The 16555-nt window shown below is 45.7% G+C and carries 18 protein-coding genes and 1 rRNA gene; 11 read left to right on the top strand and 8 right to left on the bottom strand.

All coding sequences use genetic code 11. The annotated features are described in order from the left end of the window. Positions 1–6: 6 nt before the first annotated feature. Positions 7–576 (bottom strand): chorismate lyase, encoded by a 570-nt coding sequence (locus L1D21_RS15810; protein ID WP_239846233.1) that lies wholly within the window; start codon positions 574–576, stop codon positions 7–9. 157 nt (positions 577–733) lie between these two features. On the opposite strand from L1D21_RS15810, the gene L1D21_RS15805 reads away from it, so the two are divergent. Together L1D21_RS15805 and rlmF are read left to right on the top strand one after the other, a co-directional pair. Next, a complete protein-coding gene (locus L1D21_RS15805; protein WP_239846232.1) occupies positions 734–1141 on the top strand; it encodes a flagellar basal body-associated protein FliL in 408 nt (135 codons plus the stop codon). Between the two features lie 85 nt (positions 1142–1226). Further along, complete coding sequence (rlmF, locus tag L1D21_RS15800) at positions 1227–2324, top strand: 23S rRNA (adenine(1618)-N(6))-methyltransferase RlmF (RefSeq protein ID WP_239846231.1); 1098 nt, start codon at positions 1227–1229, stop codon at positions 2322–2324. Positions 2325–2332: 8 nt separating this feature from the next. On the opposite strand, the gene L1D21_RS15795 is transcribed toward rlmF, so the two are convergent. The 5 genes from L1D21_RS15795 to def are packed head-to-tail and all read right to left on the bottom strand — an operon-like array spanning position 2333 to position 7972. Next, on the bottom strand, positions 2333–3775 hold the full coding sequence (locus L1D21_RS15795) for a TrkH family potassium uptake protein (RefSeq protein WP_239846230.1): 1443 nt from the start codon (positions 3773–3775) through the stop codon (positions 2333–2335). Positions 3776–3790: 15 nt separating this feature from the next. Then, a complete protein-coding gene (gene trkA / locus L1D21_RS15790; protein WP_239846229.1) occupies positions 3791–5200 on the bottom strand; it encodes a Trk system potassium transporter TrkA in 1410 nt (469 codons plus the stop codon). A gap of 9 nt (positions 5201–5209) precedes the next feature. Then, the gene (gene rsmB / locus L1D21_RS15785) at positions 5210–6490 is read right to left on the bottom strand and encodes a 16S rRNA (cytosine(967)-C(5))-methyltransferase RsmB (protein ID WP_239846228.1); all 1281 of its coding nucleotides are present in this window, start codon (positions 6488–6490) and stop codon (positions 5210–5212) included. Beyond that, on the bottom strand, positions 6490–7455 hold the full coding sequence (fmt, locus tag L1D21_RS15780; RefSeq protein WP_239846227.1) for a methionyl-tRNA formyltransferase: 966 nt from the start codon (positions 7453–7455) through the stop codon (positions 6490–6492). The genes rsmB and fmt overlap by 1 nt, the downstream gene beginning before the upstream one ends. 7 nt (positions 7456–7462) lie before the next feature. Then, the gene (gene def / locus L1D21_RS15775) at positions 7463–7972 is read right to left on the bottom strand and encodes a peptide deformylase (RefSeq protein ID WP_239846226.1); all 510 of its coding nucleotides are present in this window, start codon (positions 7970–7972) and stop codon (positions 7463–7465) included. 126 nt (positions 7973–8098) lie between these two features. On the opposite strand from def, the gene L1D21_RS15770 reads away from it, so the two are divergent. From L1D21_RS15770 to hemF, 6 genes are all read left to right on the top strand, one after another. Further along, positions 8099–9196, top strand: coding sequence for a LysM peptidoglycan-binding domain-containing protein (locus tag L1D21_RS15770; protein WP_239846225.1), 1098 nt, complete (start codon positions 8099–8101; stop codon positions 9194–9196). A gap of 84 nt (positions 9197–9280) precedes the next feature. Continuing rightward, positions 9281–10300, top strand: coding sequence for a DNA-processing protein DprA (gene dprA / locus L1D21_RS15765; protein WP_239846224.1), 1020 nt, complete (start codon positions 9281–9283; stop codon positions 10298–10300). A gap of 2 nt (positions 10301–10302) precedes the next feature. Next, entirely contained in the window at positions 10303–10776 is a 474-nt protein-coding gene (locus L1D21_RS15760; RefSeq protein ID WP_239846223.1) for a DUF494 family protein, read from the top strand. 126 nt (positions 10777–10902) lie between these two features. Further along, the gene (locus L1D21_RS15755) at positions 10903–11466 is read left to right on the top strand and encodes a topoisomerase DNA-binding C4 zinc finger domain-containing protein (protein ID WP_239846222.1); all 564 of its coding nucleotides are present in this window, start codon (positions 10903–10905) and stop codon (positions 11464–11466) included. A gap of 101 nt (positions 11467–11567) precedes the next feature. Further along, positions 11568–12125 (top strand): L-threonylcarbamoyladenylate synthase, encoded by a 558-nt coding sequence (locus L1D21_RS15750; protein ID WP_239846221.1) that lies wholly within the window; start codon positions 11568–11570, stop codon positions 12123–12125. 29 nt (positions 12126–12154) lie between these two features. Then, positions 12155–13069, top strand: coding sequence for an oxygen-dependent coproporphyrinogen oxidase (gene hemF / locus L1D21_RS15745; protein WP_239846220.1), 915 nt, complete (start codon positions 12155–12157; stop codon positions 13067–13069). 96 nt (positions 13070–13165) lie between these two features. Here the strand turns inward: hemF and L1D21_RS15740 are convergent, their stop codons facing one another. Next, positions 13166–13606 (bottom strand): group II truncated hemoglobin, encoded by a 441-nt coding sequence (locus L1D21_RS15740; protein WP_239846284.1) that lies wholly within the window; start codon positions 13604–13606, stop codon positions 13166–13168. A gap of 171 nt (positions 13607–13777) precedes the next feature. Between L1D21_RS15740 and aroE the strand changes: the two genes are divergently transcribed. Next, positions 13778–14596 carry a shikimate dehydrogenase gene (gene aroE, locus L1D21_RS15735; protein ID WP_239846219.1) on the top strand — a complete coding sequence of 273 codons (819 nt, stop codon included), beginning with the start codon at positions 13778–13780 and terminating at the stop codon, positions 14594–14596. 15 nt (positions 14597–14611) lie between these two features. After that, positions 14612–14878: a DUF1488 domain-containing protein gene (locus L1D21_RS15730; RefSeq protein WP_239846218.1), complete on the top strand. Its 267-nt coding sequence runs from the start codon at positions 14612–14614 to the stop codon at positions 14876–14878. Between the two features lie 149 nt (positions 14879–15027). On the opposite strand, the gene L1D21_RS15725 is transcribed toward L1D21_RS15730, so the two are convergent. Beyond that, positions 15028–15585: a gamma carbonic anhydrase family protein gene (locus L1D21_RS15725; protein WP_239846217.1), complete on the bottom strand. Its 558-nt coding sequence runs from the start codon at positions 15583–15585 to the stop codon at positions 15028–15030. 688 nt (positions 15586–16273) lie between these two features. Here L1D21_RS15725 and L1D21_RS15720 point away from each other — a divergent pair. After that, positions 16274–16555 (top strand): 16S ribosomal RNA (locus L1D21_RS15720); the annotation flags it as partial.

The following is a 16555-nucleotide window of genomic DNA, read 5'->3' as shown; positions in this document are numbered from 1 at the left end:
AGCGAGTTATTTTAGCTGTTGGCTTTCGATAAGCTGTCGAGCAGCGGGTAAAAATATCTCACTGACGATGAGGTGTTTATCCTGACGATTAAAGTAACGACGACGTCCCCAGACGGGTTGTGACGATTGTCCCTGAGCTTGGATCAACGCTGCTAAAGATTGACATGGGGTAAAATGGCTCACTTCTATTTTTCCGGGAGTAAATTCACCCTCGGTAAACAGTAATTCACCTAACGGACGATTGCCTAAGCCGATAAAATTGAACTCAGAGTTATCAAGTAAATCGCTGGGGATCAGTGTTCGAGCGAACACCCAAGGGGTGCCATCGAGACACAGAAGCACTTCACGGACCCAGGCTGAATCATGTGTGGGGAACTCCTCTTTGAACGGGCTAAGCTTATCCTCACCTAATACAATGACTTCAAACTGCTGACAGTGAGACTTGAGTTTTTGGGTTAAACTACCAGTGTCTAATAGCCAGTCTTTGAATGGCGAAGTGGGTTGTAGAGGGATGTTATTCGGTGAAAACCACTGTATTGATTCACCATAAGGAAAGCTTAACCTAGTCACGCTCATCTATTTCTCGGTACAATATTCAAAACCATCGCAGTTTATCATGGCCAATGGTCGATGTCGGTAACTAAAGTCGTTTGAGATCTGGCCGTTAATAGTCAGTAGAGTGAGCTTTTAGTACTAACACAGGCTTAAACCAATAATGGAGCATTTACCAAGTATGAAAAAATTTGCACTGCTGTTGCTTATTTTTGTCACGAGTCTTACCAGCGTTGGCCTCTTTGCCGCAGATAAGAAGGTGGAAGACACTTATGCTTATTATGGCTTTGAGCCCGATATAGTGACCAATTACATCTCTAATCGTAAGAAATTGGGTTTCGTGAGGATTAGTGTCGAATTGATGGTGAAGCAGCCCAATGATCTGATCGTGCTAGAGCATCATGATCCTTTGTTGCGAGCGGCTATTATTGAAATTCTAGGGTCTCAGCCAGAAGAGAAAGTGAAATCACTTACCGGCAAAGAAGAGATCCGCCGCGAGTGTTATGACACCCTTAATCGCTTGTTAGAGCAAGAGGTCGGGCGTCCGCTGGTGGTTAATTTATTGTTTACTAAGTATCTGTACGACTAAGCTTAACTTTAGCCGCTAAACGTTTGCTTCAAATCAGTATTGCCGAGGATAACACTCGGCAATCGCATTTTATGGTATTGCTTTTATGACTCAGTCTCGCCGTCCTCGCTCCTCAAATCAGCAAACTAAAACTCAGTTGACTAAAGCTCAGTTAACTAATACTCAGCCGATGAAAACTAGGGCGAAATCGAAGGTGGCATCCAAGTCGAAATCGAACCAATCTAAAGGGCTGCATCCGCGCAACATTCATAACCAAGGTTATGACTTTAACGCCTTGGTGAGCCATACCCCACAGCTTGCTGCTTTTGTGCGTCCTAATCCTTATGGTAATGCATCGATAGACTTTGCCGACCCAAAGGCGGTGAAAATGCTTAATCTGGCACTATTGCGTTTACATTACCGATTGGAATATTGGGATATTCCCGCTGGATTTTTATGTCCGCCGATCCCCGGTCGTGTGGATTATCTGCATTATCTTGCTGATCTAATAGGGGCAAATGGCAGCAAAGGCAAGAAAACCACTAAAGCGATGATTCGAGCACTGGATATCGGCACAGGCGCCAATGGTATTTACCCGATATTAGGTGTACAGAGTTATGGTTGGCAGTTTGTCGCTAGCGATATTGAGCCTAAGTCATTAGCCAATGTACAGCGGATCATCGATAACAATGTATCGTTGCAAGGCAAAATAGCCTTAAGACAGCAAACTAATAGCAAGCAGATTTTTAAAGGGGTGATCAATCCTGACGACAGATTTGATGTCACTTTATGTAATCCGCCGTTTCATAGTTCCGCAAGTGAGGCGAGTCAGGGCAGCGAGCGTAAACTGAAAAACCTTGCCGCTAATCGCCAGGCCAAGGGGCGTGATGTTAAGCGCACAGCAAATAAGCCTTCATTGAATTTTGGTGGGCAGCAAGCCGAATTATGGTGTGATGGTGGCGAGCAGAGATTCTTGTTAGATATGATTACTGAAAGCCAGCAATTTGCCAGCCAATGTCTGTGGTTTACCAGTCTCGTGTCGAAGAAAGACAATCTCAAATCGTGTTATCGCACCCTTGAGCGCCTAGGTGCGGCAAGCGTTAAAACGATAGAGATGGCGCAGGGGAATAAGTTAACTCGAGTATTGGCTTGGAGCTTTCTCGAACCGAGCCAACAGCAGGTATGGCAGCAATATCGTTGTTAGTCGCTAGGTTAATATTTCCAGAAGTTGGGATGGAACAATACCGCCACGGTCAAGATCTCCAGCCGTCCCAATAGCATTCCAATCGACAGTGCCCACTTAGCGATATCTGGTAGCGAGGAAAAATTACCCGATGGACCGACAACAGGGCCAAGACCTGGGCCGACGTTCGTCACGGCGGTGATAGCCCCACTCAAACTGGTCGTGGGATCCAGACCTGTGCTGACTAATATCACCGATAACACCACAATAACGCCTAAAAATAGCAGAATAAACGTCACCAGTGAGCGCACAATATCTTCGGTGATTGGGCGACCATTGTAACGCTCTTTAAACACGCCGTTAGGGTGTAGTTGCTGCTTTAACTGTTCGCGCATGATCGAGAACGCAATTTGGAAACGGAAGATTTTAATCCCGCCCGAAGTCGAACCAGAACAGCTACCTACAAACATTAAAAACAGGAAGGCCACATTAGCTAACGGCCCCCAGGCGGTGTAGTCGGTGAGGCCATAACCTGTGGTTGTGACTACAGATACCACGTTAAAACTTGCTAGACGCAGGGCATCTTCTGGTGCCATATCATTTTGGTGCCATAGCCAGAAAGCTAAGCTGCAAGAGATGCAGATGATAAACAATAAGTAGCCTTTAACTTGAGCGTCATTCCAAATCTTTACCGAACGTTGAGACAGGGAGTGAACAAACATCAACAGCGGCAGTCCACCGGCCGCCATAAACAGGGTGCCAATCCAATGTGCCGAGTGAGAAAAAGCCGCCATGGAACTGTCGGAAGTGGAATATCCGCCGGTTGAAAGAGTGGTCATCGAGTGATTGATGGCCTGAAACCAATTCATTCCAGCGGCATGATAAGCGAGCGCGCAGGCAACGGTAAGGCCGATATAAACCCAAAACAAGTGCTTGGCCATATTTTGGGTTCGGGGGACAGCTTTGTCACTCCAATCTGAAGATTCTGTTCTAAATAGGCGCATACCACCGACGTTTAAGAAGGGCAGAATCGCCACCGCCATCACGATAAATCCAATACCGCCAAGCCACTGTAATAAAGAACGCCAGATAAGAATACTGTGATCCATGGTATCTAAACCAGAGAGAACCGTAGAACCTGTGGTGGTGATCCCCGACATGGTCTCGAAGAAAGCATCTGTGTAGTTGATGCCGTGATACAGGGTAAAAGGCGTTGCGGCAAACAGGCTAACGATGAACCAGGTTAAACTGGTAAGCAAAAACATATCACGAATGTTTAAGCGTAAGTTGTCACTTTGACCTTGGTGCATGCACGCGCTGGCGCAGGTGCCGGTGGCTAACGAGGCGATCATAAAGGCACCCACCGTCTCTTCGCCATAGATTAAGGCAAATAGAAGTGGAATAAACATAAAGGCGGTTAAGGTGGATAGGAACACGCCTAATATGAACAGTAATGGTCGTATATTCAGCATCGTTAGCGAGCCGATTTAAAAGAAGAAGGCGCTTGGCTGGAACAGCTTCTCAACTTCGCCAATAAACTTCTTATTCACTAGGAATAGAATAACGTGATCTCCCTGTTCAATAACCGTTTTATCATGAGCCATTAATACTTCCTCATCACGCACGATAGCACCAATGGTGGTGCCAGGTGGCAACTTGATCTCGCTGACCTGTTTACCTACCACTTTCGATGTGCTTGAGTCACCATGAGCAATAGCTTCAATGGCTTCGGCGGCTCCGCGACGTAATGAATACACGTTACAGATATCACCTTGGCGAATATGGGTCAGCAATGCCGAGATGGTAGCTTGTTGTGGTGAGATGGCGATATCGATATTGGCTTCTTGTACAATATCGACATAGGCTTCGCGCTGGATCAGCACCATGACTTTTTTTGCGCCCATGCGTTTAGCCAGTAGGGCGGCCATGATATTGGCTTCGTCATCGTTGGTGACCGCAATAAACACATCGGTTTGATCGATATGTTCCTCGATAAGCAGTTCTTGGTCTGAGGCATCACCACAAAATACCGTGGTGTTTTCTAATTTTTCAGACAAGGCTTCGGCGCGATCTTGACGATGCTCAATCAGTTTCACCGAATGGTTGCGTTGTAACTGTTTGGCTAGACCAAGGCCGATATTACCGCCTCCGGCGATCATAATATTGCGGTAGGTGTTATCCAGCTTCTGCATTTCGCTCATCACCGCGCGTACATGGCGGCTATCGGCGACGAAAAACACTTCATCATCGGCTTCGATAATGGTAGTGCCGCGAGGCATGATAGGGCGACCTTGTCTGAAAATAGCTGCAACACGAGTGTCAATATTGGGCATGTGCTCACGCAGCGCCGCTAGGGCATTACCCACCAGTGGCCCGCCATAATAGGCTCTAACGGCAACTAAGCTGAGGCGCCCTTCAGCAAATTCGAGGACCTGTAGTGCTCCTGGATACTCGACTAGTCGGCGAATATAGGACGTCACTAGCTGCTCTGGGGCAATCAGTTCATCGATAATAAAACCACCTCTTGGGCGATGTTCACTATTTTTAGTTTCACTGTCGATGAACAGTTTGTCTCTAAGGGCGAGATATTGCTCGGAGCGAATACGAGCAATTTTGGTTGGGGTTCCGTAGAGAGAGTAGGCAATCTGGCAGGCTGCCATATTACATTCGTCACTGTTGGTTACGGCAATTAACATATCGGCATCTTCGGCTCCCGCATCCCTCAGCACGCTAGGATGGGCACCATGACCCAGCACGACACGTAGATCGTACTTGTCTTGTAGTGAACGTAATCTGTCTCTGTCGTTATCGACAATAGTGATATCGTTATTTTCGCCTACCAAGTTTTCGGCTAAGGTTCCGCCAACTTGGCCAGCGCCTAATATGATAATTTTCATGCTGTTACTTTATCCCTTAATCAGGCGAGCATAATAAAACCCGTCCATATTGTCTTGCCCAGGCGTGATTTGCCAGCCTATATCATCGCTTTTGGGTTGTTGTGCGATGGGGGCGAGGGTTGCATCTTGGGTTCTCGCCAAAAAAGCACTCACTTGCTGCGCATTTTCTTCAGGCAAAATTGAGCAAGTTGCATACAGCAGTGTGCCACCTGGTTTTAGCCACTGCCAGCAATGATCTAAAATTTGTGACTGTAATTTTGATAACGCTTCAATGTCGGCTTGTTTGCGTAACCATTTGATATCTGGGTGGCGACGGATAACACCCGTGGCAGAACAAGGTGCATCAAGCAATATACGATCGAACTTAGCGCCTTGCCACCAAGAGTCAATATTAGCGGCATCACCATGAATTACTTTGGCCTTAAGAGATAGTCGGTCGAGATTCTGCTGTACTCGTTCGAGACGCTTGGCATCGAAGTCTACCGCGATTAGCTCAATACTATTTTCGCTTTCCAGTAGATGACAGGTTTTCCCGCCAGGAGCGGCGCAAGCATCGAGAATTAACTCATTAGCTTGGGGCGCAAGTAAGGTCGCAGCCCATTGTGCCGCGCCATCTTGTACCGAGACTGTCCCCTCACTAAAACCGGGCAGCAGCGCCACATCTTTAGCGGCATCGAGTAAAATCGCATTATCGCTTTGACCCGCCGAAGCGCCAATCTCAAGTTCGTTGAGTTGGGTTAGATATTGTTCACGAGACTGTGACAATGCATTGTTGCGTAACCACATTGGCGGCCGTTGGTGGCTTTGTTCAATCACTTGTTGCCAGGTGTCCGGATAAGCACTTTTTAAGCGTTTGACTAGCCACGCTGGGGTATTGAACTGTAAGGTTTCGTTATCGGTTGGCAACTGTTTTTCATTGCGCTGTAGATTGCGCAGCACGCCGTTGACCACTTTAACCAAACCTTCAAATTTAAGCTGACGACAGGCTTCGGCGGTTTCTGAGATGGCCGCATGCGCCGGAATACGAGTGAAATACAGCTGATAACAGCCGATTAATAACAACGGGTGCACGATACGCTGTTTGCCTTTCATTGGCTTGCTCATGCAATCGCTTACCAATTTATCGAGCTGGGGGAGGTGACGCATCACACCATAACAAAGCTCGGCTAACAGGGCTTTATCTTTGCCACTGGTGAGTTTTTGTTGCTGCTCGGGAAGGGCAACAGATAGGGATATTCCTTTCTCTAATACCTGAAAGACCACCTTGGCGGCTAAGGCTCGTAAATTCATTACTGGGTTGCCTCGGCTGCATTGTTAAGTTGAGTTCCGGGCGTAAACCAGTCGCCGCGAGAGTTAAGTATATCGCTAACCGCCATGGCTTTTTTACCGGGGAGTTGCATGGTTTTTAGTAATAACACCCCGTCACCAGTCGCAATGGCTAAGCCGTTTTTATCTGCGCTCACTATGGTTCCCGCTGCCTGAAAGCTGGTTACTTGGCTGACCTCTGCTTGCCAGACTTTGATACTGGCATCCATATGGCTAAAGTGACTCGCAGGCCAAGGATTAAAAGCGCGGATTTCGCGCCATAGCTGCACGGCGGGCTTATTCCAGTCGAGTAATGCTTCCTCTTTGCTGAGTTTTTCGGCGTAATTAGCCAATGCTTCGTCTTGAGGTTCGGCTTTGAGAGTCCCTTGAGTTAATCCGGCTAGCGCTTCGATGAGTGCTGTCGGCCCCTGCTGGGCCAGTTTTTCGTAGAGTGAGGCCGAAGTGTCGTTATCTTCTATCGCAAGATGAGTTTTGAGTAACATGTCACCTGTATCTAGGCCAATATCCATCTGCATGACGGTCACGCCCGTAGCGGCATCACCGGACCAAAGCGCGCGCTGTATCGGCGCCGCACCGCGCCAACGTGGCAAGATAGAGCCATGCACATTGATACAACCCAGTCTTGGGGTGTCTAATACGACTTTCGGCAAGATAAGACCATAAGCCACTACCACCATAATATCGGCATTTAGCGCTGCTAACTCGGCTTGAGCTTGCTCGTCACGTAGGCTAGCGGGTTGATACACAGGAATATCATGCTCAACAGCTAAGGCTTTAACTGGACTGGCTTGGAGTTTCTTGCCTCGACCTGCAGGTCGGTCGGGTTGGGAATAGACACCGATGACATTGTGTTCAGATTCGATCAGCGCTTGTAGATGGCGGGCGGCAAAATCTGGCGTACCCGCAAAAATGATATTAAGTGGTTTCAAATGCAACTTATCCTCTGGCTTCGAGACGAGCGGCTTTTTCTAGCTTCTGTTTGATGCGTTGTCTTTTTAGCGGCGATAAGTAATCGACAAATAACTTACCATTGAGATGATCAAGCTCATGTTGCAAGCAGATAGCAAAAAGACCATCGGCTTCTAAAGTGAACTCGTTACCGTGACGGTCGAGGGCTTTAATGGTGACAAATTCGGCCCGATCGACCTTGGCATAAATACCTGGGACAGACAAACAGCCCTCTTCGTTGCAAAAATCACCACTTTTTTCGATGATCTCTAAGTTAATGAAGACATTAGGGCGCTCGACTTCATCTTGAAGATCCATCACGATAAGCTGGTGGTGATAATCGACTTGAGTTGCCGCGAGACCAATGCCTTTTTCCTCGTACATGGTTTCAAGCATGTTATCAATTTGGGTTTGAAGTTCGGCATTAAATTCGGTTATTGGCTTAGCAATAGTGCGTAAGCGTTCATCTGGAAAACGTAAAACTTTTAGTAAACTCATACATAAACTCTTAACAAGTCTGTCAAATTTGAGTCAGTTGGTTATACTGACCTAGGCTAATAGATTAATTTTAATCCTTAGTGGCAATCAATAACAGCAAAAGCTCTATATAAAAGGGCAAACAGCATGGATACCCCCATGAAACGACTAATTTTACTCGGTTTAATGATTTTAAGTTGTTCATTTGTTCAAGCGGATACTCTGACATTGAAGTCTGGGCATCCTGATTCATATGTTGTCAAAAAAGGCGATACCCTCTGGGATATTTCAGCGTATTTTCTTGATGATCCTTGGCGTTGGCCTAAGCTTTGGGGCTCCAATCCACAGATTGCGAACCCGCACCTTATTTATCCCGGCGACAGGCTCACTTTAGTGTTTATCGATGGTGAGCCAAGATTAGTGGTTAAACCTCATATTCGTAAAAGTCCTGAAGGACGGGTACTTCCGAAAGATGGCGCAATTCCCGCGATCGATTTATCCCTTATTCAACCTTATTTAGTTCATAACCGTGTAGTTGATGGCGCATGGTTTGAAGAACAGCCCATGGTGATGGGCGGTGAAAGCGAATCTAAACATCATGTTATGAATGACATTATCTACATCCAAGGTGAATTACCTGTAGGTGAGAAGCTGGGTGTTTATGTTAAAGGTCGTGAATTTACCGATGAAGCGTCAGGCGATAGTTTAGGCCAAGAGGTGATTTTAACCGCCAGTGGGCGTGTGACCGAATCTGGCCCAATCTCTAAGGTTAAATTGCTCAGTAATTTACGAGAGACTAAAGCTGGCTATCGAGTATTGCCTATCGATGATGAATCTTTGATGTCGGCATATTTTGTTCCGAAAGCAGCGACGATTTCAGCTTCAGTTTTAGCATCTGAACGCAACGCCAGAGAAATGGGTAAGTTAGATGTGGTGTATATTGACCGCGGAACCGAGGCTGGTGTTGAGCCTGGGCAAGTATTCTCTATTTATAGAGATGGACAAGGCATAGTGATCGATGGTGATGGTCAGCCGGTAAAACCGCAAGATAGAAGCATGTACGAAGACCTTTTATCGTCAATTTCTTCAGACAACGAAATTAAAATGCCTGATATTTATCGCGGCAAGTTAATGGTATTTAAGGCGTTCGATAAAATCAGCCTAGGGCTCATTTTAGTGAATGAGAAGCCTGTTCGTGTTAAAGACAAGTTATTGCAACCCGATACCCTTTTAGAAGGTGAATAAATAGAAAATAAACTGGTCGATTGGCTAGTTGTTTCAGCTGTATCCGGGTTAGGACCGGCTCGGATTAAACAATTATTAAACTACATGGATGTAGAGGAACTTAGGCAAAGGGTAGAGCATGACCATAATGCTTTACCCTTACCTGAAAAGCTCCTCAAGACCAGTTTGAATCCTGATTTTTCTCGTGTTGAGGCCGCGCTAAGCTGGCTTGAACGCGAGGATAATCACCATATATTGACGCAAAACGACCCTCTTTATCCCAGTCTGTTACTACAAATTAACGATCCCCCTCCGGTACTATTTATTAAAGGTGAGCCTTCTGCTTTGGCTCATCCGAGTGTGGCATTAGTGGGCAGTCGTGCGGCATCGCAATCAGGATTGGCGTCGAGCTATCAATTAGCGAAAGAGCTTGCAGGCTGTGAACTGGCGATTTGCAGTGGCATGGCTGCAGGTATTGATGGTGCGGCGCATCAAGGTGCCATGGACGCGAAGGGAGCCACTATCGCGGTATTAGGCACAGGTATCGATGTTATTTATCCCAAGCGGCATCGTAAGTTATATCAAGATATTCAATCATCTGGTTGCTTGGTTAGTGAGTTTTGGCCGGATACTCAACCCTTTGCTGGCAATTTCCCTAAGCGAAATAGGATCATTAGTGGCTTATCTTTGGGCGTGTTAGTTGTCGAGGCCGCGAGAAAAAGTGGCTCATTAATTACCGCCAGACTGGCGTTAGAGCAAGGGCGAGAAGTGTTCGCGGTGCCGGGAAATATACTTGCAGGCGATCATCAAGGATGTCATGATCTACTACGTAGTGGTGCTAAATTGGTTGAGAGTGCGGCAGATGTTGTCGAAGAACTTTCACCTTTATTGATGTTTCACCTTGAAGAGTTGCATCAGCGCCACCATATAGAAGATGAGTTAGCTTCTGATTTGCCATTTTCCTCACTGTTAGCTAGTGTAGGTTATGAGATCACTCCACTAGATGTAGTGGTTGAACATAGTGGAAAAACGATAGAGCTAGTACTAGAGCAAATGCTTGAACTTGAACTACAAGGTTGGGTTTCAGCTGTACCCGGTGGTTATGTAAGACTTAAGAGGAGCTAGCCATGTTTGATATCCTCATGTATCTATTTGAAAACTATGTCCATAGTGAGGTTGAGTTGTTGGTCGACGAAGATGAGTTGACGCAAGAGCTTACTCGAGCAGGTTTTCATCAATCCGCGATTCTCAAAGCCTTATCTTGGTTAGAGCATCTGGCGTCACTGCAAGAAAGTGATCAGCCTTATCTGTGCGATCACACCCAGCATTCATTTCGTATCTATACCGATAAAGAGATGGATAAGCTCGATGTCGAGTGCAGAGGCTTTTTGCTGTTCTTAGAACAGATAAAAGTACTCAGTGTTGAAACTCGTGAGATGGTGATCGATCGTGTGATGGAACTTGATGAACCTGCATTGATCTTAGAAGATCTTAAGTGGGTCATCTTGATGGTGTTGTTTAATTCTCCCGGCAATGAGTCGGCTTACGAGCAGATGGAAGATCTGATATTTGAACAACCCGACGGACGCTTACATTCATAGGAAAATTTCAAATCAATTAAAAGGAGGCAACAGCCTCCTTTTTAGTGCCTACAATTAGCTGATATTCGATTCCCAAGTTATCGCTAACCTTGGTAAAATAATGCAATAGTCCTGAGTGAGATCATCATGTCTAAAATAGATCAGCAACTGTTTAGTTCCCACGAACATGCATTAGAGAAAGAGTATGAACTCTGTCCTAAGTGTGGTTGCGAGCTATCGATTAAAAACAGTAAGCATGGTGGTTTTGTAGGATGTAATAACTATCCTAGCTGTGATTACACCCGACCTTTAGTGCAACACGAATCAATTGAAACTCAGGTGATTGAGGGATCGGAATGTCCCGAATGTGGGGCCGAATTAGCCGTTAAGTCCGGGCGTTTCGGGATTTTCATCGGTTGTACCCGTTATCCAGAATGCAATCATATTGAGAAGCATGATCAAGATGATAGCGAACAAACGATCACTTGCCCCAGTTGCCATAAAGGCACTATGGAGCACAGAACCAGTCGCTTTGGTAAAACGTTTTATGCTTGTAGTGCATACCCTAAATGCAAGTTTTTAGTTAATTATCCTCCAGTAGCTGAGAGTTGTCCTGACTGTGGTTTTGATATGTTAGTCGAACGCAAAGGGGCAGCCGGCATGCGGCTCGAATGTCCGCAAAAGGCGTGTAAATATAAGCGAGCACTATAGAGTGCTTGTTTGAGCGTTGTCAGTATTAGCCATCTCTGTATAATCCGCTTCATCGGAGTGTTGACCCATCTAACGGTTTTTTATATCAAGGTTTGAGTTAAATGTTGCAAGTTGAGCCCAGTGCAGTTGTCGATGTGGTGTTACAAGGTGGCGTGATAGCTTATCCCACCGAAGCGGTTTATGGCTTGGGCTGTGATCCGGATAATGAAGCGGCAATTAAACAGCTATTAGCATTGAAACAGCGGCCTTGGCAGAAAGGTTTGATTTTAGTCGCCAGCGAATTTGCACAACTCGAGGCTTATGTCGATAAGACTCGACTAACAGCAGAGCAATTACAAAACGCATTCGAGAAATGGCCGGGTCCTTTTACCTTTATCATGCCGATAAAGCCTGATGTGTCCCCATTATTAAGTGGTCAATTTGACTCTTTGGCGGTACGCGTTTCTAATCACCCCGATGTGCAAGCCTTATGTCAGGCTCTCGGTAAGCCTATCGTTTCGACCAGTGCTAATTTAACGTGTCAAGAACCTGCGATGACCGCAGACGAGGTTAAGCTGCAGTTTGCAGATAAAATTGATGCGTTAGTGGTCGGTAGTTTAGGCGCCGAACCGAAACCATCGACTATTATCGATGCCATTAGCGGCAAAATTTTAAGATAAACAGCCAATACTCAGAACAAGGAATCATGATGAGCAAGCCAAATGCCACCGAGGTAAAAGCGTTTCTACTAGGATTACAACAGCGAATTTGTGAAGGGCTGGAACGTCTGGATGGTAAGGCTGAATTTATTGCTGACTCTTGGACAAGAGAAGAAGGTGGCGGTGGAACCAGCCGAGTGATGACCGATGGTGAAGTATTCGAACAGGCTGGTGTTAACTTTTCTCATGTTACGGGGGCGGCTATGCCCGCTTCGGCAACGGCTCATCGACCTGAGTTAGCTGGCCGTAGTTTTGAGGCGATGGGTGTATCGCTAGTTATTCACCCTAAAAACCCTTATATCCCAACGACTCATGCCAACGTGCGTTTCTTTATTGCCGAAAAAGAAGGCGCAGACCCGGTCTGGTGGTTTGGAGGTGGGTTCGATTTAACGCCTTACTATCCTTTCGAAGAAGATGTCGTCCAGTGGCATCAAACGGCTCAGCAGATTTGTCAGCCTTTTGGTGAAGAGGTGTATCCGAAATATAAAAAATGGTGTGATGAGTATTTTTTCTTACCACATCGTAATGAAACTCGTGGTGTTGGCGGGCTATTTTTCGATGACTTAAATCAGCAAGGTTTCGATACCAGCTTTGCTTTTATGCAAGCTGTTGGTAATGGCTTTCTCGATGCCTATGCGCCAATTGTTGAGCGCCGCAAAGACTGCGAGTATGGCGAGCGTGAACGTGATTTCCAACTTTATCGTCGTGGCCGTTATGTCGAGTTCAACTTGGTATATGACCGAGGCACCTTATTCGGCTTGCAAACCGGTGGCCGTACCGAGTCTATTTTGATGTCAATGCCGCCATTAGTGCGTTGGCAGTATGCCTATGTTCCTGAGGCCGGTAGCCCAGAAGCTAAGTTATATGATGAGTTTTTACATCCAAGAGAGTGGCTTGTCAGCTAAATCTAGGCTAACAATCTTATCGTTATAATAAAGGGGCTAAGGCCCCTTTATTATAACGATAAGATCACTTCCCAATGAAGGTACCAGTACTTGTAGTCAGTCAGTTTCAACCTGATTACGCATATGATCGGCGAGGGTCGATATTGCCTGATAGATAGCTTGCTGGTGCTGGGCTTCTGATATTTCAATTTCGATCGCCTTTTTCATACATAGCAGCCATTGATCACGCAGAGCTTTATCGATCGCAAAAGGCATGTGTCTCGCACGTAGCGCGGGGTGGCCATATTTTTGTTGATAAAGCTGTGGGCCACCTAGCCATCCACTTAAAAATTCGAAAAGCTTTTGTTCTGATTCGCTGATGGGTGAGCGGTGCATGGCTAAAAGCGGTTGAGTCTCGGGTAGGATGTGCATCTGTAAGTAAAATTGTCTAGCGAGTGCTTGAATAACCCTCTCTCCGCCAATGCGATCATAGGCGTTGGATTGGTTGGGATCCCGCTGGGTCTGTTTATTGCTGACTAATTTCTTTAACCATTTCATTTTGACGGCCGCTGAAAATACTGATGGCTGGCACACTAACTTATTCATCATCTACCGGCAACTCAGTATTTGGTTCAGAATTTAGATAATAACTCGAATCGATTATTGGCTTTGACTACGAGGTAAAGCTCAGTAGACTGATGGCAATTGCAAATAGAGACAGAGTGAACCATGACAGACAGGTACGCCGTATTCGGTCATCCCATTGCACACAGCAAATCGCCTTTTATTCACCATGCTTTTGCCACCGCCACAGAGCAAGATATCCGTTACGAGGCGATATTGGCACCTGTCGATGATTTTAAATCGACGCTGCAGGCATTTCTTACAGAGGGTGGCAAAGGCGGTAATGTGACGGTTCCTTTTAAAGAGCAAGCCTTTGCATTGTGCGATCAATTAAGTGATGAGGCTAAACTGGCAGGAGCGGTCAATACCCTCAGCGTATTAAAAGATGGTCAGCTTCGGGGCGATAACACCGATGGCATAGGTTTGGTTACCGATTTAGAGCGTCATATTGGTTCGCTCGCTGGTAAGTCTGTGCTATTGCTTGGTGCTGGTGGTGCGGCGAGAGGCTCTATTTTACCGTTGTTAAATAGTGGCATTAAGCAATTAACCATCCAAAATCGTACTCACGCTAAAGCGTTAAGCCTAGCCAAAACTTTTGCTGACTATGGTCAGGTTGTAGCCAAGTCGTGTGATGAGTTGAACTCGGTTTACGATATTGTAATTAATTCAACCTCCTCGAGCCTATCGGGTGAATCCCCCGATTTACCGACCGAGATTATTGGTGATGATACCCTGTGCTACGACATGATGTACGCTAAACAGCTCACCGCATTTAATCTTTGGGCACAACAAGCGGGTGCAAAGCAAACTCTAGATGGATTAGGCATGCTAGTTGGTCAGGCGGCAAAGAGTTTCTATCTATGGCGTGGTGTCGAGCCGGATGTCGAGTCGGTTTTAACCCAGTTGCGCCAGCAGTTAGCCTAATTTGTGGGAAGAGAGATGAACCAGAATATTTTATTTAGCGATGATGCGACTTGGAGTGACGAGTCGGCGAGTATTCAATTTACTGGTCAGCAACAAGGAATGAATATTCGTTGCTACATTGGTTTAAGTGCTCTAGGCAGATTAAGCCAACAAACTATACTTAATCAGCAACAAGCGATGAAGGTATTTGATGAGTATCGGTTTGATATAGAAGAACTAGCTGAACAGCTCATCGAACAAGAAGTATTTGATGAGCAGGGGCGGATATGGATTACAGCTTAAGCCAACTCTACCAAGCTTGGCTGGTAGAGTCAGTTGGTAGAGTTAGTAAAGTTAGTTAGATAGAGCACCATTTGAATAACTAACCGCCGAATATCAAGATACTAATATCGAGTTGTAGAATGTCGATTCGACACCATAAAGCAGAGTGACTAGGTTGGTAAATTTTGTAGCGTCTCTTCTAAATACTCGTTTTTTAATCTGACATAGTTATCGGCAGATTGAGGTAAGAAGGCTAACTCTGCCTCGGTCAGCTTCCTTATCTGCTTAGCAGGACTGCCAACATATAGATAACCACTCTGCAGTACCTTACCAGGAGGTACTAACGAACCTGCACCTAAGATCACGTCATCTTCTAGAATTGCACCATCAAGAATAATCGCCCCCATACCCACTAAAATACGATTGCCAATAGTGCAACCATGTAACATTGCCTTATGACCTATGGTGACATCATCACCAATTAATAAAGGGTGACCTTCAGGACGAGCTGGAGATTTACGGGTGACATGCAGCACTGTGCCATCTTGAACATTAGAGCGTTTACCAATCTTGATCTGGTTAACATCACCTCGAGCGGCAACAAGAGGCCAAATACTGGCATCGCTTTCTAAACTGATGTCACCAACGAGTACACATGCCTCATCAATATAAACACTATTATCAAATTGAGGGCTAATGCCTTTGTATGAACGGATTGAATTTGTCACGCGAAAGTCCTTAATGCCGTGAATTTAGCCAGAATCGAACAGTATAATGGGTAAAAACTAGCTAGTCAGGCTAAAAATCATGCAAACAGGGTGAAAGTGTCACTTTTCTTAAAAAAAGCCCTTGCGTAAAAGTTTTCGCTCCCTATAATGCGCTCCCACTGACACGGCAAACAGCGACGCCTAGCGTCATGAAAGCAGTGATTAAATCAGTAACTCGAGTCGAAAGTGAGCGAAGTTAAAAAACTTCTAAAAAATCACTTGACGCCGACCAAGGAAAGCGTAGAATACGCAGCCCTAGCCCACAGCGGCTAACGTTCTTTAACAAAATAAAACAAGAAATCTGTGTGGACACTCACAGGTATTGAGTTAATCGAAAACGATTTATTTCTCAATGCTTTTCTGTAACTAGCAATAGTTAACTAGAGATAGTGAATGTCCATAGCAATATGTACAAACGTTTTTAAGATTCTTCCGANCAAGAAATCTGTGTGGACACTCACAGGTATTGAGTTAATCGAAAACGATTTATTTCTCAATGCTTTTCTGTAACTAGCAATAGTTAACTAGAGATAGTGAATGTCCATAGCAATATGTACAAACGTTTTTAAGATTCTTCCGAGTCTTTCAAACGAATCAGAATTCATTGAGCCGTTCTAAACTCTTAACGGGGTTTGGAGCACCAAAACTTTAATTGAAGAGTTTGATCATGGCTCAGATTGAACGCTGGCGGCAGGCCTAACACATGCAAGTCGAGCGGTAACATTTCAAAAGCTTGCTTTTGAAGATGACGAGCGGCGGACGGGTGAGTAATGCCTAGGGARCTGCCCAGTCGAGGGGGATAACAGTTGGAAACGACTGCTAATACCGCATACGCCCTACGGGGGAAAAGAGGGGACCTTCGGGCCTTCTGCGATTGGATGTACCTAGGTGGGATTAGCTAGTTGGTGAGGTAATGGCTCACCAAGGCGAC

The organism is Shewanella sp. Isolate11, from assembly GCF_022398315.1.
Classification (GTDB): domain Bacteria; phylum Pseudomonadota; class Gammaproteobacteria; order Enterobacterales; family Shewanellaceae; genus Shewanella.
This window is presented reverse-complemented; position numbering and strand designations above follow the sequence as displayed.